This is a genomic window from Bifidobacterium sp. N5G01, assembly GCF_002742425.1.
GTDB lineage: Bacteria > Actinomycetota > Actinomycetes > Actinomycetales > Bifidobacteriaceae > Bifidobacterium > Bifidobacterium hominis.
The window spans coordinates 143,349-165,844 of sequence record NZ_NJNP01000002.1 but is presented as its reverse complement, the minus strand read 5'-3'; the positions used below and the strand labels follow the sequence as shown (position 1 = coordinate 165,844).

Here is a 22,496-nt window from a genome sequence, read left to right as displayed (position 1 = left end):
AATCCAAATGACGGAGCGTCCTCGGAATTGCTCCTCGGTCAACGTAACGGATAAAGCCTGACCAGAATGTGGCCAGGCTTTATCCGTTGGTCAAAGACATGCTTTACGGTGGGTGCTCATGCAGAGAAAAGAGATTGGCGGCATGGCATGCCTCGTACTGGCGGCCCTCATTTGGGGATTCGCATTCGTGTCGCAAGTGCAAGGCATGGACTCCACAACACCGCTGTTCTTCGGAGCCACCCGATTCACCCTCGGATCCATCTCGCTGATACCGTTGCTTTGGGTTCGCCGCAGCACCATAGCGGAACAAGAGCGTAAACGCCGTGAAACCCAGGGAAAACCGTCCATCACCCTCGGCAACGGCGCAATCGTCGCCATGCCGAAATGGACCGGCAATCCCATCGTGGTCAGCATCATCTGCGGAATCGTGCTTTTCACCGCAAGCACCGTCCAACAATACGGCATCCTTTACTCCGGATCGGCGGGACGATCTGGCTTCATCACCGCGCTATACATCGTCATGACTCCGCTGCTTGCCTTCGTCATACTGCGTCGACGAGTGCACCTCAGCGTCGTCATCAGCGTCGCCATCTCCGTTATCGGCTTTTACCTACTGTGCGTCACCGACGGATTCGGATCCATCACCCTGGCGGACATGGTGCTGCTGTTCACCGCGGTCCTCTTCGCGGGGCACATCCTCGTCATAGACACCTTCGGGCGAGACATGGACCCCATCCTGCTTTCATTCGGGCAGATCACCACCACCGCGATCCTCAGTTGGATCGGCTCTATCATCGAAGGATCCATCGACTGGGCCGGTGCCGCGCAAAGTTGGATCGCCATCGTCTACGCGGGCGTCTGCTCCGCTGGCGTAGCCTATACGCTTCAGGTCGTAGGGCAACAACTTGTGACCCCGACCAGAGCGTCCGTGATCATGTCGCTCGAATCGTTCTTCTCCGCGGTCGGCGGCGCACTCCTGCTTGGCGAGATCATGACCACCCGAGCCCATATCGGCTGTGCGCTCATCTTCGCGGGCACCATACTTGCCCAGCTGCCCATCGACCAGCTTCTGCACGCGGTCAAATGCAGGCAGGCGGACGTCAATCGGCCTTAGGGGCCTCGCCAGCCTGAGGCGCGCCATTAATGTCGCGGTGGATGTTCTGCATCTGCGTTTCGATATTCTGCAGACTCCTCGCACAATCAAGCAGCGTTTGCGAATGCTCCGACAGCTTCGTGTCGGGCAGATCCGTCTTATAGCGCAGAGCGTGCTCCAAACTCGCCCAATAATCCATGGCGATAGTGCGGAACTGCACCTCCACAGGCGTGTAATGCGGTCCGGAAGACAGAAAAACAGGCACCGCGTAAATCACATGCAGCGAACGGTAACCATTCTGCTTCGGATTCTTGATGTAATCCTTCACGCGCAACACCTGAATATCGTTCTGGGCAGACAGATAATTCGATACTGAATACACGTCATCGCGATAATTGCAGATCACGCGAATGCCGGCCACATCAAACAGATTGTCTTTGATCGACTCCACCGTCAGCGGCAGCTCCTTACGTTCCAGCTTGCCGAGAATGGAATTGATGGACTTCAGCCTGCGTTCCATGTGATGGATGGGATTGTGGGAGAAACGTACCTGGAATTCGGAATCAAGAATCTCCAACTTGGTGCTAATCTCATACATCGCACCCTCGTACACCTGCATCTGATCGATGAACTCGGTGATCTGATTGGATGGCAACGAACCATCGTCGAAATTTATCGATTTCAATCGCGCTTGCAGTTCACTGGTATTGATGCGGCTCTGTCTATCAAGTATCACGGTTCCATAGTGTACCCAAAAGGGGCGTGGAAAACTGGAAAAGCGCTGAAAAAACGTTATTCCTTCAATCCTTCAACATGCCAAGCACAGTACGGCGCGTGCTGGGAATCCCTGCCGATAGCATGGAACACTATGAACGAAGACATGATGACCGAGGCGGAGCGCGCCTCGAAACTCGCGGAACCTACCGCAGAAGACACCGCCACGAGAGGCAAAGGCGTGTTCTATGTGCACACCCTCGGATGCCAGATGAACGTGCACGATTCCGAACGTATCTCAGGCGTGCTTGAAGCGGACGGCTACGTGCCCGCCACCGAGGGGCAATACCTCGACCATGACGTGGATCTCATCGTCATGAACACGTGCGCGGTGCGAGAAAACGCGGCGGAGCGCATGTACGGTACCATCGGCCTGTGGGCCGAAATGAAGCGCCAGCGCCCGAACCTGCAGATCGCCGTCGGCGGCTGCATGGCACAGCTCGACCGTGAGAAAATCGCCAAAAAGGCGCCGTGGGTCGATGCCGTGTTCGGTACGAAGAACATCGGCTCACTGCCGCAGCTGCTCGATCAGGCACGTATCGAAGGCCATGCCCAGGTCAAGGTCAAAGAGGAGCTCAACTACTTCCCAAGCCAGCTTCCCACCGACCGTGCGTCGAAGGTGTCAAGCTGGGTGGCCATCTCCGTCGGATGCAACAACACCTGCACATTCTGCATTGTGCCTACCACCCGAGGCAAGGAACATGATCGTCGCCCGGGAGACATTCTTGCCGAAATTCGCCAGTGCGTGGATGAAGGAGCCAAGGAAGTCACGCTGCTCGGCCAGAACGTGAACTCGTTCGGTTACGGCATCGGAGACCGTTTCGCCTTCTCCAAGCTATTACGCGCATGCGGTGAGATCGAAGGATTGGAGCGCGTGCGATTCACTTCGCCGCATCCCGCCGCCTTTACCGACGACGTAATCGCAGCCATGGCCGAAACGCCCAATGTCATGCACCAGCTGCACTTCCCGCTGCAGTCCGGATCCGACCGAATCCTGCGCGCCATGCGCCGGTCGTATCGTTCCGCGAAGTTCCTTGACATTCTGCGAAAAATTCGTGAGGCAATGCCGGATGCGCAGATTTCCACCGACATCATCGTCGGTTTCCCGGGTGAAACCGAAGAGGACTTCCAGGAAACCTTGCGCGTGGTGGAAGAGGCGAGATTCGCGTCCGCATTCACCTTCATCTATTCGCCGCGCCCAGGCACTCCGGCCGCCGAAATGGAGCAGGTGCCGCACGACGTGGCCCAAGACCGGTTCGAACGACTCGTGGCATTGCAGGAACGAATCACCGAAGAAAATCTCAAAACCTTCGAAGGCCGTGACGTCGAAGTGATGGTCACCGGCGCATCCGGCAAGAAGGATGCCGCAACCCATCGCGTCACCGGGCGCGAGAAAACCGGCGTGCTCGTGCATGTCGGTGTGCCCGAAGGCGAGCCAATGCCGCAGGTAGGCGATTTCGTGACCGCCACCATCACCCATGCGGGGCGCCACAATCTCATCGCCGATCCCGATTTGAAGGCGGGGCAGACCTATGCCGTTCGACACTGAGACTTCTGAAACAACAGGCAAAACAGGGGATGCCGATCCTGCCTTGCAGCGTAAGGTCGTATCCATTGTCGGTCCAACCGCATCCGGCAAAACCGGGTTGGGCATTGCCGTCGCCAAAGCGTTGGCGCGCAAAGGCGAACAGGCGGAAATCATCAACGCCGACGCATACCAGATGTATCGGGGCATGGATATCGGTACGGCCAAAGCGAGCCCGGAGGAGCAGGCGCAGGTCAGGCATCATCTCATCGATATCATCGAACCGGACGATGCCATGTCCGTGGCGCGGTTCCAAGAGCTCGCCCGCGAGAAAATAGCCGAACTACAGGCCAGGGGAGTGCGTCCGATTCTTGTTGGAGGTTCCGGCCTGTACGCACGGGCGGCTATCGACGACATCTCCTTCCCCGGCACCGACCCGCAAGTACGCAAGGCGCTTGAGGAACGGGAGAAAGCCGAAGGTGCGGGCGCGCTGTTCGACGAGCTGAAGGCCAAGGATCCCGAAGCGGCGGCGCGCATGGACCCGCACAATCCGAGACGAACCATCCGCGCGCTGGAAGTCATCGAAGTGACGGGACGTCCCTATTCGGCAAGCCTTCCGCACTATCGGTACGTCATTCCTACCGTGCAAATCGGTCTCGATCTGCCTCGGGAGGAACTGGACCGTCGCATCGACATTCGCACCAAGCAGATGCTCGAAGGCGGATTCATCGAAGAAGTGGAGCGCATACGCCCCAAACTGGGCATCACCGCAGCCAAAGCGCTCGGTTACCAGCAGGTCGTCGACTATTTGGACGGGTTGCGTGACCTGAACGACACGTTCATGGACATCGCACAGAAAACGAAGCGTCTGGCACGCAAACAGATGGGATGGTTCGGCCGTGACCCGCGCATCCACTGGCTCCAAGCGCTCAATCCGGCGCTGCTAGACAATGCGATGGCCATCATCGAGCATGCCGATGCAGGCGCCTACGACGCCATAGACGTGCAGGCGGACGCCTACACCCAGCATCATCTCGGAGACCTCGCCTGAAATGAAACCCCGCTGCCATATTGGCAACGGGGTTTCATTCGCAGTATCATGCCTCCCCTCCGCCTTAAGTTAGAAAATGTGTGCGATTCGAGGAAATGACATGTCATGGTTCATCCCATGGGTAAAATCATGACCGTTATGGCACGAACAGCATCTTCCAACACGAAATCCAGCGGCAAAAGATCCGCTGGCAAGGCCCGTTCCGGCGAGACCAAGGTCATGGACGCGGTCGAACCATCGCCAGTGATGGGCGTCTTGACCAAGTACAGGCGCGACATCACATGTTTTGTTCTGGTGATTCTCGCGGTGCTGTTCTGCGCCTCGGAATGGTTCCGGGTGCAAGGTGCGTTCGGCCGGGCGCTCCATGCCATGGCTTCCGGATTGTTTGGCCTGATGAGCATCATTTTGCCGGTTTTCCTAATGCTAGTGGTGTTCAGCCTTATGCATAAAACCCAGCGCAAAAGCGACAATGCGCGTATGGCGACGGGATGGTCCATGATCTTGTGGTCTGTCTGTTCCATACTTGACGCGGCGCTTGCGTCCGACATCCAAGGCTTCGATATGGCACTGCTGCAGAAATCGGGAGGATTGCTCGGCTACGTGCTTGGTTGCCCGTTGGCATGGGGGCTTTCCAAAGCATTTGCCATCGTTATTTTCGCGGTCGTCATTCTGTTTTCGCTGTTGCTGATCACCCGTACGCGGGTTGATGAGGTTCCCGACAAAATATGCGCGTTGATGTCCCGTTTTGGTTTCGGTGCAAATAAGACGGACGATGACGAGACTGAGCAATTCCCGAATGAGGTGCGCATCGGAGATACCACGCTGTCCTTTGCCGAGGGAGTGCCGGCGCATGATGGGACCGACGATGCGGCAGCCGAAGAGAAGAAACCGATGCTGTTTTCTCGCTTAAAGCAGTTGATATCATCAAAAACCAAGAAACAGGGCGCTCAGGGCGGACTCGAATACTATGACGGCGATGAGGCGTTTCGCAATGCCGCCGAACGACATGGCGAAACGGCGGAAACCATGCTTGACGAACCATATCAGAGTGTTTCGCAGCCGCGCAGCATTTCATCCAGCGAACATTCCGCTCAGGATTCTGGCGGAACCGTCGTCATGACTCAGATGCCTGTGGCGCGTTCCCTTTCGTCAGATCCGATCGGAATTGCAAGTGGCACCATGCCGAAAATTCCAGAAACCGTCCCTGCGATGGTTGGAGCGGTGCCATCCAGTGAAATCAAGTCAATCGGCGTGGCTGCGGACGATCCGTGGGCGGTCATCGATGAGAACGGCACATCCAACGGAACGCAGGTCATGGTCGATGCGGCGACCAACGAGGTCGTAGACGATCTGAATGGCGGTTTGAGCGAAGAAGGCGTTTCCGATGAATCCGACGAGATTCCGGAAGGCCCATACCATCTACCTGACCTCGGCATGCTGAAGCAAGGCGCGCCGCACGCCGTGCACACGCCGGAGAACGATCGTGTGATTCGTGCGCTTACGGTCACCTTCCAGCAATTCAACGTCGATGCCAAAGTCATCGGCTTCCTGCGCGGTCCATCCGTAACCATGTACGAGGTGGAGCTTGGTCCTGGCGTGAAAGTGGAGAAGGTCACCAATCTGCAGAAGAACATCGCCTATGCGGTGGCCAGCTCCGACGTGCGCATCCTGTCGGTGATCGAGGGCAAGTCTGCCATCGGCATCGAAATACCGAACACCGATCGTGAAACCGTGGTGCTTGGTGACGTGCTTCGTTCGGACAAGGCAAGGAATGATCCGAACCCTATGCTCACAGGTGTGGGCAAGGATGTGGAAGGTCATTTTGTAACGGCCGACCTCACCAAGATGCCGCATCTTCTGGTGGCAGGTGCCACCGGTTCCGGTAAGTCCAGTTTCATTAACTCCATGCTGACATCTGTGATTATGAGGTCGACGCCTGACCAGGTGCGCATGATCATGGTTGATCCGAAACGAGTGGAATTGTCGGCATACGCGGGCATACCGCATCTGCTCACGCCGATCATCACCGATCCGAAGAAGGCCGCGCAGGCGCTTGAATGGGTGGTCAAGGAGATGGATGCTCGCTACAGCGATCTTGAATTCTTTGGATTCCGTCACATCAAGGATTTCAATGCGGCCGTGCGTGCAGGCAAAGTGCACGCGCCGGCCGGGTCGAAACGGAAGGTCGCCCCATATCCATACATTCTGGTGGTCGTCGACGAGATGGCCGATCTGATGATGGTGGCCAAGAACGATGTGGAAAGCTCCATCCAGCGCATCACGCAGCTGGCGCGAGCGGCAGGTGTGCATCTGGTGCTCGCCACCCAGCGTCCGTCGGTTGATGTGGTCACTGGTCTGATCAAGGCGAATATTCCTTCACGACTTGCTTTCGCGACCTCGTCCGCCACGGATTCTCGAGTCATCCTCGACTCCACCGGGGCGGAAACCCTGATCGGTCAGGGCGATGCGCTGTTCTTGCCGATGGGACAGGCCAAACCGTTGCGCGTGCAGGGCGCATGGGTCGACGAATCGGAAATCCGTCGTGCGGTGGAGTTCGTGCGCACTCAGCGCAAGCCACATTACCGCGAAGATATCGAGGAAATGTCCAAGGAAGCCGACAAGAAGGCCATCGAACCGGATGAAGACATCGGCGGCGATATGGACGTGCTGTTGCAGGCGGCGGAACTGGTGGTCACATCGCAGTTCGGCTCGACGTCCATGTTGCAGCGCAAGCTGCGCGTCGGATTCGCCAAGGCAGGACGTCTCATGGATCTGCTGGAGTCGCGTGGCATCGTGGGGCCGTCCGAAGGGTCCAAGGCGCGTGAGGTGTTGGTGCAGCCCCAGGATCTGCCGCAGGTGCTCGCCTTCATCAAAGGCGAGACCTCGTCGCTGAATTCGGCAGCTTCTTCGGCAGCGGATTCCGAAGAGGCGATGTGATCGGGGAACGCTCCGTGTGAAACGCAAATTGGTAAGCAAGTAGAAGTGTCAGGGTAACGTGAACGGTATGGAAAAGCAAGAAGAACGCAAATCATCGTTGCTTGACGGCTGGAATGCGCCGCCGAACCTTGTCACCTTCTCTCGTATCATCTTGGTCATCGTGTTTTTGGTGCTGTACGCCAAAGCCGGCGCGTGGGGCGTGGACAACGTCACCATGCGTTGGGTTGCCGCGGTCATCTTCATCATCGCGGCATGCACCGATAAGCTTGACGGTTGGATGGCTCGCAAATACGACCAAGTTACTGAGCTTGGCAAGCTGATGGATCCGATCGCCGACAAACTGCTCACCTGTGGCACACTGATCGTTGCCGCCATCTTCAACGAATTCGGTAATCCGGTGCTGGGATGGGTCGTGACCGCCCTGTTCCTGATTCGTGAGATCGGTATCACCATCATGCGCTTCTTCGTGATCGACACGGGCGGCAAGGTTATCGCCGCATCCCAGGCGGGCAAGTACAAGACGCTCTGCCAGTGCATCGGTCTGGCTATGTTGATGCTGCCGATGTGGAGCTTGGCTCCGAAAGGGTTTAACGACATCCCGATGTGGATGACCGTCTACTACATCATCACGTACGCGCTGATTTATCTTGCGCTGATTCTCTGCCTGTATTCCGGCGGCGAGTATCTGGTTAATACTTTCGGCGGTCGTAAGAAGCCCGCAGACAAGACCGGAAAAGAAACCAAGTAGGGTATTCATGGTTGAATCCTTGAACCAGACGGCTGCCGCCAACCAATCGCAATGCGATGAATTGGCGGCGGCCGTTCTTGCATATTGCGAAACTAATCGTTTCAAAATCGCGGCGGCCGAGTCGTTGACGGGAGGTTTGCTGGCCGATGCTTTCGTGCGTGTGCCGGGGGCGTCGAAAGTGTTTCTTGGCTCCGCCGTGACATACGACATTCGCGCCAAGGCGTCGATTCTTGGTGTGGATGCCGAGTTGTTGCGCCGAGAGGGGGCTGTCCATCCCGAAGTGGCGCGCCAGATGGCTTTCGGAACGGCGAGGCTGTACCGGCAGCGGGAGGACGGCGATTGTGTCGTCGGATTGTCGACCACCGGTGTTGCAGGTCCTGGACCTGACGGAGACAAGCCTGCGGGACTTGCCTACGTCGGCTGTTCCCTGCCGGACGGTTTTGGATCTGTTCGCTCCAGGCGAACGGAGGCTTTCGAGCTGCGCCTGCAGGGAGATAGGGAAAGCGTACGGCGTGGAGTCGTGCATTGTATTCTGCAAAAACTGAGGGAGCTTTCAGTGGATTCACAGGAATAATCTACAAAGATGAGTGTTGACCATAATGGACAGACGTACGCACGAAAAGGGGCTGATGAATGGAAACGATGACACTCACCGAAGAACAGAGGGAACTCAAGGCTATGGCCCCCGCAACCGCGCAGGCTGCCGGGGCTCGTGTCAGGGAACTCACACCAGCTCAGAGGCGTGCGGTGATGTTCGCGCAGCAGCAGGTGCTCCGTGCTCGTGCGGCCAAGAAAGCCAAGGACGAGCGTCAGGCCGCGTTGACGCGAATGTGGCAGGAAGAGGACTCCGAGCGTGTACGCACGCATGCTGTGCAGCATGCTCCGGAGCGGTCTGATGAGGCCAAGGAGGTTTCGTTGCGCGAGGCCATCGGTCATGTGCTGCGTGACCTGCGCACGCGAGACCATAGGACGCTTCGTGAGGTCAGCGAAAAGGCCGGTGTGTCGTTGGGGTACCTTTCCGAAGTGGAACGCGGGCAGAAGGAAGCCAGCTCTGAGCTACTGTCGTCCATCGCGCAGTCCTTGGGGTTGTCCACAGCCCAGATGCTTCGCATGGTGGCTGACTATCTTGATTCCGTGACTGTCTGATTTGTGGAATATGACATGATGACGCCCGGCGATTGTTCGCTGGGCGTTTCTCTTTTCGTATATAAATCAAGTCTGTGTACACTGGGGCGCGTGCAGGAACGTGAATTTTGGCAGTTGCTTGAGGAAGTGCTCGGACGTAGCTATGGTCGATCGTTGGCTCATGATCAGGTACTTGATCGCCTTGGCGGTATGACGGCGGTCGACGCGCTCAGTGCGGGCGAGGAGCCTCGAGTGGTCTGGAATGTGCTATGCGACCAGATGGGCATCCCGGATTCCCAACGTTGGGGCAAAGATCATAACGCGCCTCCCATGCCGGTTCGTTGAGTTTTTTCGAATACAACACACCTTTTCGAACAGATGTTCGCATGTTGGGATATAGTTATCCACAGACAACAACATAAACGGGCTGTTTCCAAATTCCTCAAGTCGCGTGAGAATGTTGATTTTCCAAGGAATGTTGGTTTATGACTCGTTGGATTGCATGTCTTCCGACCACAACGGTCGTTGGATTTGCAAGAACGAATGCTGTGGCCTTACGGTGAAGCCACCATTCGTCATAGTCGGCAGAAGGAGTAGTCATGGCACAGACGAGCGCGGCAAAGGGAGCCGCACAGAACAAGTCCGCGAACGGCATCGACCCGCGTCGTCAGGCCGCGCTTGATACGGCGCTTGCGCAGGTCGAGAAGAGTTTCGGCAAGGGGTCAGCCATGCGATTAGGCGATCGTCCCGAGCAGGATGTCGAGGTGATTCCTACCGGATCACTGGCATTGGATATGGCATTGGGCATCGGAGGTTTGCCGAAGGGTCGTATTGTGGAGATCTACGGTCCGGAATCCTCCGGCAAGACTACGCTGGCGCTGCATGTGGTGGCCAATGCTCAGAAAAACGGTGGGGTCGCCGCGTTCATCGATGCGGAGCATGCGCTTGATCCTGTCTATGCGCGCAAGCTTGGCGTCGACACGGATTCGCTAATCGTCTCCCAGCCCGATAACGGCGAACAGGCGCTGGAGATCGCGGATATGCTGATTCGTTCTGGAGCGCTTGACGTGATCGTCATCGATTCCGTGGCGGCATTGGTGCCGAAGGCCGAAATCGAAGGTGAAATGGGCGACAGCCACGTCGGTTTGCAGGCGCGACTGATGAGCCAGGCATTGCGTAAGATGACTGGCGCTTTGGCTCAGGCGGGCACCACGGCCATCTTCATCAACCAGCTTCGTGAGAAGATCGGCGTGTTCTTTGGCAATCCGGAAACGACCACCGGTGGCAAGGCATTGAAGTTCTACTCGTCCGTCCGCATGGATATTCGTCGCATCCAGACCATCAAGAACGGCGACGAGGCTGTGGGCAACCGCACCAAGGTCAAGGTCGTCAAGAACAAGATGGCTCCACCATTCAAGACTGCTGAGTTCGACGTGCTGTACGGCGAGGGGATTTCCAAAGAAGGATCTGTACTTGACATGGCGTTGCAGGTCAATGTCGTGAAGAAGTCTGGATCGTGGTTCACGTATGGTGGCGATCAACTGGGGCAGGGGCGTGAGAACGTGCGTCAGTTCCTCAAAGACAACCCGGAGCTCACTGAAGAGATCGAGAATAAGGTGAAAGCCGAATTCGGCCTCATTGAGCCTACCGACCAATTCGCCGAGGATAGTGACGATGCGTCGGCGAAGGATGCCAAGGGCGAGGAAAAGGCGAAATCTGCTGCCAAGCCGGAAACGGCCAAGGGCGCGGTAAGGTCTTCCAAGACCGCCGACAAGGCATGACGTATGATCAGTGCCGAGCAATTTCTTGAACAGCAGGGCCTCCAGCCGGTATCGTCCGAGGCTGGGGGCCCTGCCCTTGCCTGCGGCGGGCGGCTGCAGGACGACCGAATCGAATCCGGCTGCGGACAGGTTTTGCGCAATGATGAAGAAGACACGCCGAAGCGTGCGCGACACGCACGACACGCAGGGCGTGTCGTGGTCGGCGTGTCGCGAACCCCTGACGATCCGAATAATCTGGATGCGTGCAGGGAGGCCGCCCTCCGGTTGCTTGATGCGGCGCCGCGTCCGTCAGGTGCGGTGAGGGAGCGACTCGTTGGCAAAGGGTACGCTCCCGAAATAGTGGACGATGTGATTGCCAGACTGATTCGGGTTCGTCTCATCGATGACGAGGCGTACGCCCAGTCCGCGGTGCGGTACTGCGCATCACGACTGATGGGGCATAGGGGAGCGGTTATGGAGCTCAAACGCAAAGGTGTGGACCGCCAGCTTGCGCAACGTGTGTGCGATGAGGCCGAATCCCAAGGCGTGTTCGCCGAGGCCGCATGGGAGCTGGGACGTCGGACGGCGAGAAAAACTGCTGGATTGGATGTCGAGGTGCGTAAAAGACGGTTCTGGAGTGCTGGTGGTAGGAAAGGCCATAATCCTGAAGTTCTGCGGGAAATCGCACAGGAATTGTTCGTCTGAAACGGCTGATTCGCATAGTGGCTATGCGGTTTTTGAACACTGTTTCGCCACGGGGATCGGTCGATGCGATAAGGGAGTGAGACCTCTTATACCCCGGGTTCTGTCGTGCCTTAGGCACGGATGGCCATCCATCTCGACCTGACGTTGCCGCCAGGCTCTAGCAGCCTACCCGAAGGCTTCGGGCGAGCAGCCCTCAAACGCCTTCTGCTTGGCCTTGCTCCCGATGAGGCTTGCCATGCGGCCGACTGTTACCAGTGGCCCGGTGGTCTCTTACACCGCCGTTTCACCCTTACCTACCGGTCGAAACCGATAGGCGGTCTGTTCTCTGCTGCGCTATCTCTCAGGTCTCCCTGGGCGGACGTTATCCGCCATCGTGCTCTATGGAGCCCGGAAGTTCCTCAACCGACGGATCGGTCGCGGCCATCAAGAGGTCTCAAACGCACTATGATAGCAAGAAAACGGACGAAAGGAAAATCAAAAAAACTTTATTATTCTTTCGTCAACTTTTCAGTGAAATCACAATGTTGCGGCTACAATGTTGACTACCGAACAGCGAAGCAGCTGTTTGGTCCGTATATAGCGGGTAACACCGCTTGAGTCTAGGGAGGTCCACATGGAAATCGTCGTTACCGGACGTCATACGCAGATCAAGCAAAGGTTCCGTGACGTTGTCGAAAGCAAGATGAATCGTGTGACCGCTATCGCTCCGGATGCGCAGCGTGTTCAGATTGTGCTGTCGCATGAGGGCAATCCGCGTCAGGCCGATACTGCCAAGCGCGTTGAAATCACTGTCATCGCCGGTCGTACTGTGGTGCGTGCCGAGGCTTCAAGCGCCGACGAGTTCAGCGCTTTGGACATGGCTCTCGACAAGCTGACCCTCCGTCTGCGTCGCACCCGTGATCGTCGCAAGGATCATCGTCGTGGCTACAGCGATCCGGTCCCGGTTGATCTTGGCGTCGTCGAGCCGACTCCGGAAGTCGAGGAGACCGCTGAGGAAGAGGTCGAAGAGCCGAACAACAGCCCGGCCGACGCCGTCGCCGCCGAACTTGGTCCAGGCGAGTCCGTCGAGGTCCAGGTAGGCGACACTCCGATCGTCATCCGTCGCAAGCTGCATATCGCGGAGCCGATGACCATCGATGAGGCACTGTATGAGATGGAACTGATCGGACACGATTTCTTCCTGTTCGTGAACAAGGAAACCGGCCGTCCGTCCGTTGTCTACCATCGTCACGGCTGGAGCTATGGCGTCTTCGAGATCGACACCCCGGAGAACGTGGCAAAGTAAGACATGCAACATGGTTGGATAGGGAGATGATCTGACCGAACGGAGGCTCGCGCGTCGTACGTGCGAGCCTCTTTTCATGTTTGAGAAGGTGCTTTAAATGGCGGGAAGATGCAACACGCTGGAAATTACGTAAAATGGACGATGTTTTTCGAAAATCGCTAAATAGCGACTAGTCTCGGACAAGGTAACTCACATACACAAAGGGAGTGATTGTGGTAGATATCGTTGACAAAGCCCTGCGAATGGGCGAAGGCCGACAGATCAAGAAGCTTGAGCACGTCGCTCAGGCAACCAACGCGCTGGAGGACGAGATCGCAGCGCTCAACGACGAGGAGCTTAAGGGACAGACCGCCAAGTTCAAGCAGCGTCTCGACAACGGCGAATCACTCGACAAGCTGATGCCGGAAGCCTTCGCCACCGTACGTGAGGCGTCCAAGCGCACCTTGGGTCTGCGTCACTTCGACGTGCAGCTCATGGGCGGCGCGGCATTGCACTGGGGCAACATCGCCGAAATGAAGACCGGTGAAGGCAAGACCCTTGTGGCAACCCTGCCGGCATACCTGAACGCGCTTGACGGCCAAGGCGTGCATGTCGTCACCGTCAACGACTATCTGGCAAGCTATCAGGCCGAACTCATGGGCCGTGTCTACCGCTTCCTTGGCATGAGCACCGGCTGCATCATCACCAACCAGAAGCCGCCGGAGCGCCGCAAGCAGTACAACGCCGACATCACCTACGGCACCAACAACGAGTTCGGTTTCGACTACCTGCGCGACAACATGGCGTGGGAAAAGTCCGATTTGGTGCAGCGCGGCCACCACTTCGCCATCGTCGATGAGGTTGACTCCATTCTCATCGACGAGGCCCGTACCCCGTTGATCATTTCCGGTCCGGCCGAAGGCGACGTGACCCGTTGGTACCGCCAGTTCGCACGTCTGGTGCTCAAGCTCACCCGCGACGAGGATTATGAGGTCGACGAGAAAAAGAAGGTTGTCGGCATTCTTGATCCAGGCATCAACAAGATCGAGGATTATCTCGGCATCGACAACCTGTACGAGCCGAACAACACCGCGCTGATCGGCTACCTGAACAACGCCATCAAGGCCAAGGAACTGTTCCTGCGCGACCGCGACTACGTGGTGACCGGCGGCGAGGTGCTCATCGTCGACGAACACACCGGCCGTATCCTGCCGGGGCGTCGCTACAATGAGGGCCTGCATCAGGCCATCGAAGCCAAGGAAAACGTGGAAGTCAAGGCTGAGAACCAGACCTTCGCCACCATTACCCTGCAGAACTACTTCCGTATGTACGACAAGCTGTCGGGCATGACCGGTACCGCAGAAACCGAGGCCGCGGAGTTCATGGGCACCTACAAGCTGGGCGTGCTCCCGATTCCGACCAACAAGCCGATGATTCGCGAAGACAAGGACGATCTGATTTTCCGTACCAAGAAGGAGAAGCTGGCCGCCATCGTGCGTGATGTGGCCAAGCGCCACAAGAAGGGCCAGCCGGTGCTGCTGGGTACCGCTTCCGTGGAATCCTCTGAAATCGTGTCGTCCCTGCTTGACGTTGCCAACATTCCTCACCAAGTGCTGAACGCGAAGCAGCATGACAAGGAAGCCGCCGTCGTGGCCGTCGCAGGCCGTAAGGGCGCCGTCACCGTGGCTACCAACATGGCAGGCCGTGGTACCGATATCATGCTCGGCGGCAACGTCGAATTCCTCGCCGATGCGAAGCTCAAGTCCGAAGGTTACTCTCCGGATGACACTCCGGACGAGTATGAAAAGCGTTGGCCGGGCACCTTGGCCGAAATCAAGGAGCAGGTCAAGGACGAGCATGAAGAGGTCGTCGAGCTCGGCGGTCTGTACGTGCTTGGTACCGAGCGTCACGAGTCCCGCCGTATCGACAATCAGCTGCGTGGCCGTTCCGGACGTCAGGGTGATCCGGGCGAGTCCCGTTTCTATCTGTCGCTCGAAGACGATCTGATGCGTCTGTTCAACACGCAGCTTGTGGCCCGCGTTATGGCCAAGGGCATGCCGGAAGGCGAGCCGATCGAGGCGAAGAGCGTTTCCAAGGGCGTGCGCACCGCACAGAAGGCCGTGGAATCACGTAACTTCGAAATCCGTAAGAACGTGCTCAAGTACGACGATGTGATGAACAAGCAGCGCACCGTCATCTACGCCGAGCGTCAGGCCGTACTGAAGGGCGAGGACATCCACGAGGATATCCTCAAGTTCATCGACGATACGGTATTGAGCTACATCAAGGGCGCCAACAAGGGCTCTGACAAGCCGAAGGATTGGGATTGGGAAGGCCTGTTCAAGGCTCTGAACGCCGTGTACCCGATTGCCGTCGATCCGGAAGCAGCCAAGGATGCTGTCTCCAAGCTCAAGGGAGACAAGGCCGTCGTGGCCTTGCAGGAGCTTATCGTTTCCGACGCCAAGGACCAGTATATCGACTTCGAAGGCAAGCTTGGTGAAGAGGGTCTGCGTCAGCTGGAACGTCGTGTCGTGCTCGCGGTTCTTGACCGCAAGTGGCGTGAACACCTGTATGAGATGGATTATCTCAAGGATGGTATCGGGCTGCGTGGCATGGGCCAGCGCGATCCGCTGGTCGAATACCAGCGCGAAGGCTACCAGATGTACAACTCCATGATCGAAGCGATCAAGGAGGAGACCATCCAGCTGCTGTTCCATGTCGATATCGATCGTGTCGCCACCACCGAAGACACCGATACCGAATCCGACGAGGATGAGGCCGTGAACGCGGCTGAAGCGGTGATGGGACTGGAAGGCGAGACCGAACCTACCGGCGAAATTGCTCCTGCCGAGCCGGAAACCGATGATGAGTCCGAAAAGACCGTCATCGACGAACTGGCCGACGAGCAGAAGAACGAACCTGGCATCGTTGGCATGCAGCCGATCAGCCACGCCGAAGGCAAAGTTCCGGCCAACAAGCGTCCGAAGAGCGCGGAATTGCACTCCCCATGGGCGGATGGCCGTACCTTCCCGGGAACTGGCAAGAACGCCCAGTGTCCGTGTGGTTCCGGTCGCAAGTACAAGATGTGCCACGGACAGAACGAGCAGTGACGCATGAGATAGTGCGTTGATGATTCGCGCATGGCGAAGGCGGTCTGCGGATTTTTCGCAGACCGCTTTTTTAATTCGTTCTTTTGCCATCTGATATACGTGAGATCAATATCGGAATTGTCTGTGCATTTTATAAGTGGGACGGTTTGTGTAATCATCTGTTCGTGATATGGACGTTGGAAAACCAAGAAACGTAGACCCGATACAATAAGCGGCATCATACAACGATATGACGTGCCGAAGCGTCAAGGAGGGCATCATGGACGAAATCACATGGAAGTCGATCCTCACTAAGCTGGTCGGAGGGGACCATCTAAGCGCCGAGGAATCCGAGTGGTTCGTCGATGACCTTATGAACGGCAACGCCAATCCGGCGGACGTTGGCGCGGTCCTGGCAACTCAGCAGCAGCTCGGCTTGACCTCGGGCGAGGTTCGCGGAGCGGCCAAAGCCATGATAGACCACGCCATCAAGCTCGACATTGAGGGGGAGACCACTGACATTGTCGGCACTGGTGGTGACGGTGCTGCAACGGTGAACCTATCTTCCATGGGTGCGGTGGTGGCTGCCGCCTCCGGAGTGAAAGTCGTGAAGCATGGCAATCGCGCAGCCTCTTCCAAGTGCGGCACCGCCGATTGCTTCGAGGCGTTGGGACTGCCTCTTGATCTGGATCCGGAGCAGGTTGCCCAAGTTGGCAATGAGTGTGGCATCGCTTTTGCTTTCGCACGTACCTTCCATCCGGCGATGCGCTTCGTTGGTCCGATTCGTGCCGCTCTGGGAGTGCCCTGCGTGTTCAACGTGCTGGGCCCGCTGACTAATCCTGCCGCTCCGAAGCATATGGCGGTCGGTTGCGCCAATCGCAAGATGAGCCCGATTATGGCCGAAGTATATGCGGCGAACGGTCAGACCGGTATGGTCTACACCTCCAACGAAGGTTTGGATGAGATGGCTCCGACTGGCCCGGTGTCCGTCTGGGAGTTCAAGGACGGCAAGGTCACGGAAAACGAATTTGATCCAACCGTTGAACTCGGTCTCGCCAAAGTGACCGTTGCCGACCTCAAGGGTGGTGAACCGGAGCTTAATGCCCAACTATTCCGTGACTTCCTCGCAGGCAAGGACGTGCCGTTCCGCACTACCGCTCTGCTCAATGCGGCATCCGCGATTGTCGCCGATGGACATTTGGTGCCAACGGAAGCCAGCCTCGCCGATCGTTTCAAAGCGGCCTACGCCATCGCCGAAGAGACCGTCGACTCCGGCAAGGCATCCGCGTTGCTTAATCAATGGATCGCCACCGCTCAGTCGAAGAAAAATGCCTGATTCAAGACTTTCTGATCGGTATTTACCAATAACTGAATAGCAAATGCGTGTGTGGCATCGAAATATCCGGTGCCGCACACGCATTTTTCTGATGCGAGGCTTTCGATATGGAAATCTCGTTACCGGGATTCTTATGATGTTCTGAAAAATACTCGCTGAAAAAAGGTCAGAATCAGACCCTCGCGCCATCATCAAACTCATCAAAGCGAGTCTGCGAGTGTCCTTTGTGCTGCACAATAAGCCCTGCAGCGCCAACCAATGCACACAAGCCGAAAATCGACCCCAGAATCGCCGCCAACGCAGGCATGAACACGGAAGCGATGATACCAGCGACACCGACGACCAAAAGCACCCAGAACACCAGTTTCGATATCTTGACATGCCCGATTTCAGGATTCGGAGGCACGAAATCATCTCCATAACGGTCCATCATGCTATCGGTGTCCAACCAGCTGGAACCCGTGAAATCGCGTGGTCCACGATTTTGCGGCATATCGTCGGTGAATGTGCCCTGATCTAGATCCTGAATCGATAGCAGCGCCTCTTTTTCGCGTCGCTGCGCATGCTTCTCGAAACGCTTCGCACTTCGCGAGTGCTCCACGGCCTTCAAATCGTCGGCATGGGAACTGGCGAACTCTGCCCAAGCGGCATCCAGATCGTTCGCATCAGAGGAGGGAACATTCCCTCCATCATGCGACTCGGCATTTGGGTGTTCTTCATCGGCATTGCTATTGTTGAGGTCAGTCATACTGATAACTTTAATCAAGCGGATGCCCATCCGCTGGGAGGACCGTGAAGAATGCTCTACTGGTTTTTCGTTAAAGGCCTAGGACCGATCGCCATCCACCGTTTGGGGCCGACCGCAAAAGGGCTTGAAAACATTCCTCGCGAAGGCGGTGCCATCATTGCGGCCAACCATCTTGCCGTCATCGACGATGCACTGTTGCCACTGACCAGCCCACGCATGATTCATTTCATGGGCAAAGCCGAATATTTCGAAGGTAAAGGCATCAAAGGCAAGTTCAAGAAATGGTGGTTTACATCCGTTGGCGTGTTTCCCGTGGACCGTTCCGGTGGCTCCAAGTCGTTGGGCGCGTTGAACCATGCCCGTGAAATCATTGAGGACGGCCACCTGTTCGGCATCCACATCGAAGGCACCCGCAGTCCTGATGGACGTCTCTATAAAGGCCACACCGGTGCGGCGCGTCTGGCATTCGAAACCGGATGCCCGATTGTTCCGACCGCCATCATCGGCTCCCGAGAATTGCAGAAGCCAGGGCAGGTCATTCCCGACAAAGGCAAGACCACGGTGATTTACGGCAAGCCGATCGAGGTCGAAAAAAAGCCGGTGGATCAGATTACGCACGATGATCTGCGCTCGCTCACCGACCGTGTGACCATGGAGATTCAGAAGATGAGCGGTCAGGAATACGTGAACGAATACGCTCAGAAAGTCAAGGAACTGCTGAAGGCGACCAAGAAAGCAGAAGAGCAACCGAAGCAGGACTGAATTTCGTCGTTGCCGCGCAACCGCAAAGATGGTTAGAAAGCGGAGGCGGAACGCCATCAGTGAGCCCATCCAAGAAACCGGATGGGCTCACTTTATTGTAGGGAAGCACGTTGCCGTATCCGGCGGTTCCCTTACGTTTTAGAACAGTGAGGAATACATTTTCAATGTGATGGTGGTCGGGGTTCCATTTTCGTCTCGGATACGTACTTCGGTACCGCCTACCGGATCCTGCGAAGCGACCTTCTTGTCTTGGTTGGAATCCAACGTGAGCTGCGAACTCACTTTAACCGTGAATCCAAGCTTCTCCAACGCGGCTTTGGCGTCAGAGGCTTTCTGCCCCACATAATTCGGCAGGGTTATGGTTTCCGGTCCTTTGGAGACCACCACGTCGACGCTGTCTCCCCAATGCAGCGTATCACCGTTGTTGACGGAAGCGGAAATCACCTGCCCTTGTGGAATCTTGTCGTCGAAGGATTCCGTCCAATTGGCGGTGAGCTTGAGATTATTCATCGCCTGCTGCGCCTCACCCTTCGTCTTGCCGACGATATCAGGCATGGTGACTGGCTTTGGTCCCTGCGATACGGTAACGGTAATCGTCGTATTATGCGGCAATGTGGCACCGGGATCCACGCTTAACGACAGCAACGCCCCTTGCGGCACCTCAATGGAATACGTGTCATCGGAAGCGGCGGTCTGCTCGACATTATCGAATCCGGCCTTCTTCAGTGCGTTGATTGGATCCTTGCCGGATGCGCTGGTCGCGTCGAGAATATCGGAGGGAACCGTCGCCTGCCTGACTCCCTTGGAAACCACGACCTTGACCTTCTGGCCGCGACGCTTGCTGCCACGATCGCCGACATTCGCCGGATCGGTGGAGATGATATCGCCTTCCGCTACGGAATCGCTATACTCTTCCGACACTTCGTATTCGATATCGGAAACCTTCAGCAGACTTTCATAGTCGCTCCATTTCACACCGGTGATGGGGCAGGCCACGGAATCACTGCACGACATGCCATCCGGCTGAGGCATGGTCCAATAACTGCCGGGGCCTTGGTAATACCACCATGCCCAGCCGCCTGCGCCGCATGCCAGAAGAAGTGCAGCCACACCTGCGATGATAAGCGGCGTATGATGCTTTTTCGAAGATTTGTTCTTTCCCACATTGCCGTAATCGCCGTTCTGCACGACAGGGGATTGTGACGTCGTGCCGTCGTCTGAGGCATTGGCGTCTACATCCGGCGGCAATGATAAGCGCGTTGTCGCCTCGGGATCAACGTTCTGCTGTTGCACCGGCATGACGGTCGTCATGTTCGGTTTGACCCTGTCCAGCTTGCGTGTGCGATCGTCGAATTGTTGCGTCGGTGGAGCAGGGGGAGCGGGCGGGGTCGGATTACCCTCATTCATCGGAGCAACGGCATCTTTCGCTTGTGCGATATTGGGCGATACGTTGACGTTTGCCGCGGGAAGCTTATACTGCCAATCGCTGACCGCGAGCATGGATTGCAGTCGCTGCAGCTCGGCCAATGCGGCGGAAGCGTCTGCGGGGCGTGCTTCGACCGCGCGCGCCGTGAGGTGAGCGATGAATGCAGCCACATGGGCATTGATGCCCTCACAGGCGGTAACGATGCTTGGCACATCCTCATGAACATGCTTGAATACCAACGTCACCGGATTGTCCGAAGTGAACGGCACCTTGCCTGCGAGCATTTCCCAAGCCATGATGCCTACTGAGTACAAGTCGCCTTGAGGCGTGGCCTGATTCTTCTCAATCATTTCCGGCGCCAGATATGCGGCCGTTCCAAGTAGAACGCCAGTGGAGGAAAGCGTTGCCTGTGAAACCGTTTTGGCCAAACCGAAATCGGTGATCTGCACGTGGCCGCGGTTGTTGAGCAGAATGTTCTCCGGCTTGATGTCGCGATGCACCACGCCCGCGCGGTGTGCGGAAGCAAGGCCATCCAACGTTTCGCCGATGATACGCAACGTTTCACGAACGCTGAACGTGCCTTGCTGGTTCATTTCGTAGCGCAGATTCACGCCGTGAACATACTCCATGACGAGGTAGTCAAGACCGTCGAATTCGCCGGTGTCATACACTTGCACGATATGCGGGTTGGCGATGGCGGCCGCGGAGCGTGCCTCGCGGTGGAACCGCTCCACGAATTGGTCACGGTGCGGCCCCTGAGCCAGCTGCGTATGCATGATTTTGATGGCGACCGTGCGCCCCAAGCGCTCGTCTACCGCCTGGTACACCGTGGCCATGCCGCCATCGGCGATTCTGCTGACGACCCGATACCGGCCTTCGATGACCTGACCTTCGGGGGCATGTGGAGCTTCACTCATGGTTGATTGCTGCGGTTCCTTCTTCAAAACGCTTCACGCTGAACGTGTTCTCATTTGTAGTCTACAAGCAGATGTTTGCGGATTATGCAACGACCGTGCGTCCTGTCCGGAGACTGGTCAGAAGATACGCGGATCTCGTCACGCATTTGCACGTATGTCAGGTACGAAACGTGCGCAGGCCTCGACGAGCGGCGATTTGCGATACTCAGAAAGATCAAGCGCATCGATAGCTGATTTCGACGCATGCCACAGATCTGCGATTCTGTTGCGGGATCGCGCGATGGCTCCCGTCTGTCCAAACAGTTCAATGGCGCGTTGCACTTGAGTTTCGGAACGCGAATCGGCTTCCCACATGTCGATAAGCTCACGTCGCTGCCCATCATCCGCAGCGTTGATGGCATCGGCGAGAAGCACGGTACGCTTGCCTTCGCGAATATCTCCGCCAACAGGTTTTCCGGTATTCCTGCTTGATCCGACAACGTCCAAAAGGTCATCCGCAAGTTGGAATGCCAAACCGAGCGGCAAGCCGACCGCCACTGCGTGCCTTCGAGCATCATCCTTGCTTAAACCAGCGGCAAGCATGCCGAATTCCAAAGGGGCGATGGTGGTGTAGCTGGCAGTCTTCCAACGGAATACATTCAACGAAGCCTCCACCAGTTCGTTCGGATCGTCCAACGAGTTGAGCTCCACCGCCAAATCGAGTATCTGGCCAACCTCGACCTCGCGATGCATATTAAGCAACGCCGCAACCACATCGGAACCATAAGTAAGCTTGGATGCGGCCTTATCCGCGATATCCACGCTCGCCGTGGCCAACATGTCGCCGAGCATGATACCCAAACCATGACCGATAGCCTCACTATGCGTATCGGTGGAAAACGCACGATGCGCGGATGGCTTGCCTCGCCGCAGATCGGAATCATCGATGATGTCATCATGCACTAGGGCGCCGGTCTGAAAAACCTCCACGGCACACGCCAAATCAAGTAGCGTATCGAAATCGCGTTCCAGCACATCCTTCGAAGCGAACGCGCGGAACGAATCCAACGTCAGCAAGGCGCGAAGCCGCTTGCCACCCTCACTCGAAGTGACCGCCTGCGTGGCGACCATGTCTGCGATAGGCCTGCAGGAAGAGGCAATCGAATCGTCCGCATGAGGGAACGCAAAATCCTTCACTAACGAAACAATGCGTGATTCAATCTGTTCCAAATCGGAGGAGCTAGTCATACCAACAGT

18 protein-coding genes and 1 other RNA gene are annotated in these 22,496 nt (G+C 56.8%); 14 read left to right on the top strand and 5 right to left on the bottom strand.

All coding sequences use genetic code 11. From position 1 onward, the window contains the following. The first annotated feature begins 118 nt into the window (after window positions 1-118). Window positions 119-1,114, top strand: coding sequence for a DMT family transporter (locus CE168_RS04345; protein ID WP_099571275.1), 996 nt, complete (start codon window positions 119-121; stop codon window positions 1,112-1,114). Here CE168_RS04345 and CE168_RS04340 read toward each other — a convergent pair. Further along, window positions 1,101-1,829, bottom strand: a complete 729-nt coding sequence (locus tag CE168_RS04340) for a GTP pyrophosphokinase (RefSeq protein ID WP_099571274.1) — start codon at window positions 1,827-1,829, stop codon at window positions 1,101-1,103. The two genes, CE168_RS04345 and CE168_RS04340, sit on opposite strands and share 14 nt — an antisense overlap. Before the next feature lie 132 nt (window positions 1,830-1,961). Between CE168_RS04340 and miaB the strand changes: the two genes are divergently transcribed. The 9 genes from miaB to CE168_RS04295 all read left to right on the top strand — a co-directional run bounded on the left by miaB (window position 1,962) and on the right by CE168_RS04295 (window position 11,718). Then, window positions 1,962-3,416 carry a tRNA (N6-isopentenyl adenosine(37)-C2)-methylthiotransferase MiaB gene (gene miaB, locus CE168_RS04335; protein WP_180753701.1) on the top strand — a complete coding sequence of 485 codons (1,455 nt, stop codon included), beginning with the start codon at window positions 1,962-1,964 and terminating at the stop codon, window positions 3,414-3,416. Between the two features lie 43 nt (window positions 3,417-3,459). Then, a complete protein-coding gene (gene miaA, locus CE168_RS04330; RefSeq protein WP_099571497.1) occupies window positions 3,460-4,443 on the top strand; it encodes a tRNA (adenosine(37)-N6)-dimethylallyltransferase MiaA in 984 nt (327 codons plus the stop codon). A gap of 138 nt (window positions 4,444-4,581) precedes the next feature. Continuing rightward, window positions 4,582-7,380, top strand: a complete 2,799-nt coding sequence (locus tag CE168_RS04325) for an FtsK/SpoIIIE family DNA translocase (protein ID WP_099571495.1) — start codon at window positions 4,582-4,584, stop codon at window positions 7,378-7,380. A gap of 67 nt (window positions 7,381-7,447) precedes the next feature. After that, complete coding sequence (pgsA, locus tag CE168_RS04320; protein ID WP_099571273.1) at window positions 7,448-8,128, top strand: CDP-diacylglycerol--glycerol-3-phosphate 3-phosphatidyltransferase; 681 nt, start codon at window positions 7,448-7,450, stop codon at window positions 8,126-8,128. 7 nt (window positions 8,129-8,135) lie between these two features. Then, the gene (locus CE168_RS04315) at window positions 8,136-8,702 is read left to right on the top strand and encodes a CinA family protein (protein WP_099571272.1); all 567 of its coding nucleotides are present in this window, start codon (window positions 8,136-8,138) and stop codon (window positions 8,700-8,702) included. A gap of 59 nt (window positions 8,703-8,761) precedes the next feature. Next, the gene (locus CE168_RS04310) at window positions 8,762-9,274 is read left to right on the top strand and encodes a helix-turn-helix domain-containing protein (protein WP_099571271.1); all 513 of its coding nucleotides are present in this window, start codon (window positions 8,762-8,764) and stop codon (window positions 9,272-9,274) included. Window positions 9,275-9,364: 90 nt separating this feature from the next. Beyond that, on the top strand, window positions 9,365-9,598 hold the full coding sequence (locus CE168_RS04305) for a DUF3046 domain-containing protein (protein WP_180753391.1): 234 nt from the start codon (window positions 9,365-9,367) through the stop codon (window positions 9,596-9,598). 254 nt (window positions 9,599-9,852) lie between these two features. Further along, window positions 9,853-11,034, top strand: a complete 1,182-nt coding sequence (gene recA / locus CE168_RS04300; RefSeq protein WP_099571270.1) for a recombinase RecA — start codon at window positions 9,853-9,855, stop codon at window positions 11,032-11,034. A 3-nt stretch (window positions 11,035-11,037) separates the two neighbouring features. Continuing rightward, complete coding sequence (locus tag CE168_RS04295; RefSeq protein ID WP_099571269.1) at window positions 11,038-11,718, top strand: regulatory protein RecX; 681 nt, start codon at window positions 11,038-11,040, stop codon at window positions 11,716-11,718. 73 nt (window positions 11,719-11,791) lie between these two features. Here the strand turns inward: CE168_RS04295 and rnpB are convergent. After that, window positions 11,792-12,154: RNase P RNA component class A (gene rnpB / locus CE168_RS04290), an RNA gene on the bottom strand. A gap of 177 nt (window positions 12,155-12,331) precedes the next feature. Here rnpB and hpf point away from each other — a divergent pair. The 3 genes from hpf to trpD all read left to right on the top strand — a co-directional run bounded on the left by hpf (window position 12,332) and on the right by trpD (window position 17,407). Further along, the gene (gene hpf, locus CE168_RS04285) at window positions 12,332-13,003 is read left to right on the top strand and encodes a ribosome hibernation-promoting factor, HPF/YfiA family (RefSeq protein WP_099571268.1); all 672 of its coding nucleotides are present in this window, start codon (window positions 12,332-12,334) and stop codon (window positions 13,001-13,003) included. A 212-nt stretch (window positions 13,004-13,215) separates the two neighbouring features. Beyond that, entirely contained in the window at window positions 13,216-16,092 is a 2,877-nt protein-coding gene (secA, locus tag CE168_RS04280) for a preprotein translocase subunit SecA (RefSeq protein WP_099571267.1), read from the top strand. A gap of 259 nt (window positions 16,093-16,351) precedes the next feature. Then, complete coding sequence (gene trpD, locus CE168_RS04275) at window positions 16,352-17,407, top strand: anthranilate phosphoribosyltransferase (protein ID WP_099571266.1); 1,056 nt, start codon at window positions 16,352-16,354, stop codon at window positions 17,405-17,407. A 172-nt stretch (window positions 17,408-17,579) separates the two neighbouring features. Here trpD and CE168_RS04270 read toward each other — a convergent pair whose 3' ends face one another. After that, complete coding sequence (locus CE168_RS04270; protein ID WP_099571493.1) at window positions 17,580-18,155, bottom strand: hypothetical protein; 576 nt, start codon at window positions 18,153-18,155, stop codon at window positions 17,580-17,582. Between the two features lie 51 nt (window positions 18,156-18,206). On the opposite strand from CE168_RS04270, the gene CE168_RS04265 reads away from it, so the two are divergent. Beyond that, window positions 18,207-18,917: a lysophospholipid acyltransferase family protein gene (locus tag CE168_RS04265; protein WP_099571265.1), complete on the top strand. Its 711-nt coding sequence runs from the start codon at window positions 18,207-18,209 to the stop codon at window positions 18,915-18,917. Window positions 18,918-19,055: 138 nt separating this feature from the next. Here CE168_RS04265 and CE168_RS04260 read toward each other — a convergent pair whose 3' ends face one another. Further along, window positions 19,056-21,260: a Stk1 family PASTA domain-containing Ser/Thr kinase gene (locus CE168_RS04260; RefSeq protein ID WP_099571264.1), complete on the bottom strand. Its 2,205-nt coding sequence runs from the start codon at window positions 21,258-21,260 to the stop codon at window positions 19,056-19,058. Window positions 21,261-21,398: 138 nt separating this feature from the next. Continuing rightward, on the bottom strand, window positions 21,399-22,487 hold the full coding sequence (locus tag CE168_RS04255; RefSeq protein ID WP_099571263.1) for a polyprenyl synthetase family protein: 1,089 nt from the start codon (window positions 22,485-22,487) through the stop codon (window positions 21,399-21,401). Window positions 22,488-22,496 lie beyond the last annotated feature (9 nt).

Bases quoted from the DNA above. Each gene is read 5' to 3' on its own strand.
- trpD (WP_099571266.1), top strand. From the start codon at position 16,352: ATGGACGAAATCACATGGAAGTCGATCCTCACTAAGCTGGTCGGAGGG.
- CE168_RS04325 (WP_099571495.1), top strand. From the start codon at position 4,582: ATGGCACGAACAGCATCTTCCAACACGAAATCCAGCGGCAAAAGATCC.
- miaB (WP_180753701.1), top strand. From the start codon at position 1,962: ATGAACGAAGACATGATGACCGAGGCGGAGCGCGCCTCGAAACTCGCG.
- CE168_RS04265 (WP_099571265.1), top strand. From the start codon at position 18,207: ATGCTCTACTGGTTTTTCGTTAAAGGCCTAGGACCGATCGCCATCCAC.
- CE168_RS04345 (WP_099571275.1), top strand. From the start codon at position 119: ATGCAGAGAAAAGAGATTGGCGGCATGGCATGCCTCGTACTGGCGGCC.
- CE168_RS04310 (WP_099571271.1), top strand. From the start codon at position 8,762: ATGGAAACGATGACACTCACCGAAGAACAGAGGGAACTCAAGGCTATG.
- CE168_RS04315 (WP_099571272.1), top strand. From the start codon at position 8,136: ATGGTTGAATCCTTGAACCAGACGGCTGCCGCCAACCAATCGCAATGC.
- CE168_RS04260 (WP_099571264.1), bottom strand. From the start codon at position 21,260: ATGAGTGAAGCTCCACATGCCCCCGAAGGTCAGGTCATCGAAGGCCGG.
- CE168_RS04270 (WP_099571493.1), bottom strand. From the start codon at position 18,155: ATGACTGACCTCAACAATAGCAATGCCGATGAAGAACACCCAAATGCC.
- recA (WP_099571270.1), top strand. From the start codon at position 9,853: ATGGCACAGACGAGCGCGGCAAAGGGAGCCGCACAGAACAAGTCCGCG.
- hpf (WP_099571268.1), top strand. From the start codon at position 12,332: ATGGAAATCGTCGTTACCGGACGTCATACGCAGATCAAGCAAAGGTTC.
- pgsA (WP_099571273.1), top strand. From the start codon at position 7,448: ATGGAAAAGCAAGAAGAACGCAAATCATCGTTGCTTGACGGCTGGAAT.
- CE168_RS04295 (WP_099571269.1), top strand. From the start codon at position 11,038: ATGATCAGTGCCGAGCAATTTCTTGAACAGCAGGGCCTCCAGCCGGTA.
- CE168_RS04255 (WP_099571263.1), bottom strand. From the start codon at position 22,487: ATGACTAGCTCCTCCGATTTGGAACAGATTGAATCACGCATTGTTTCG.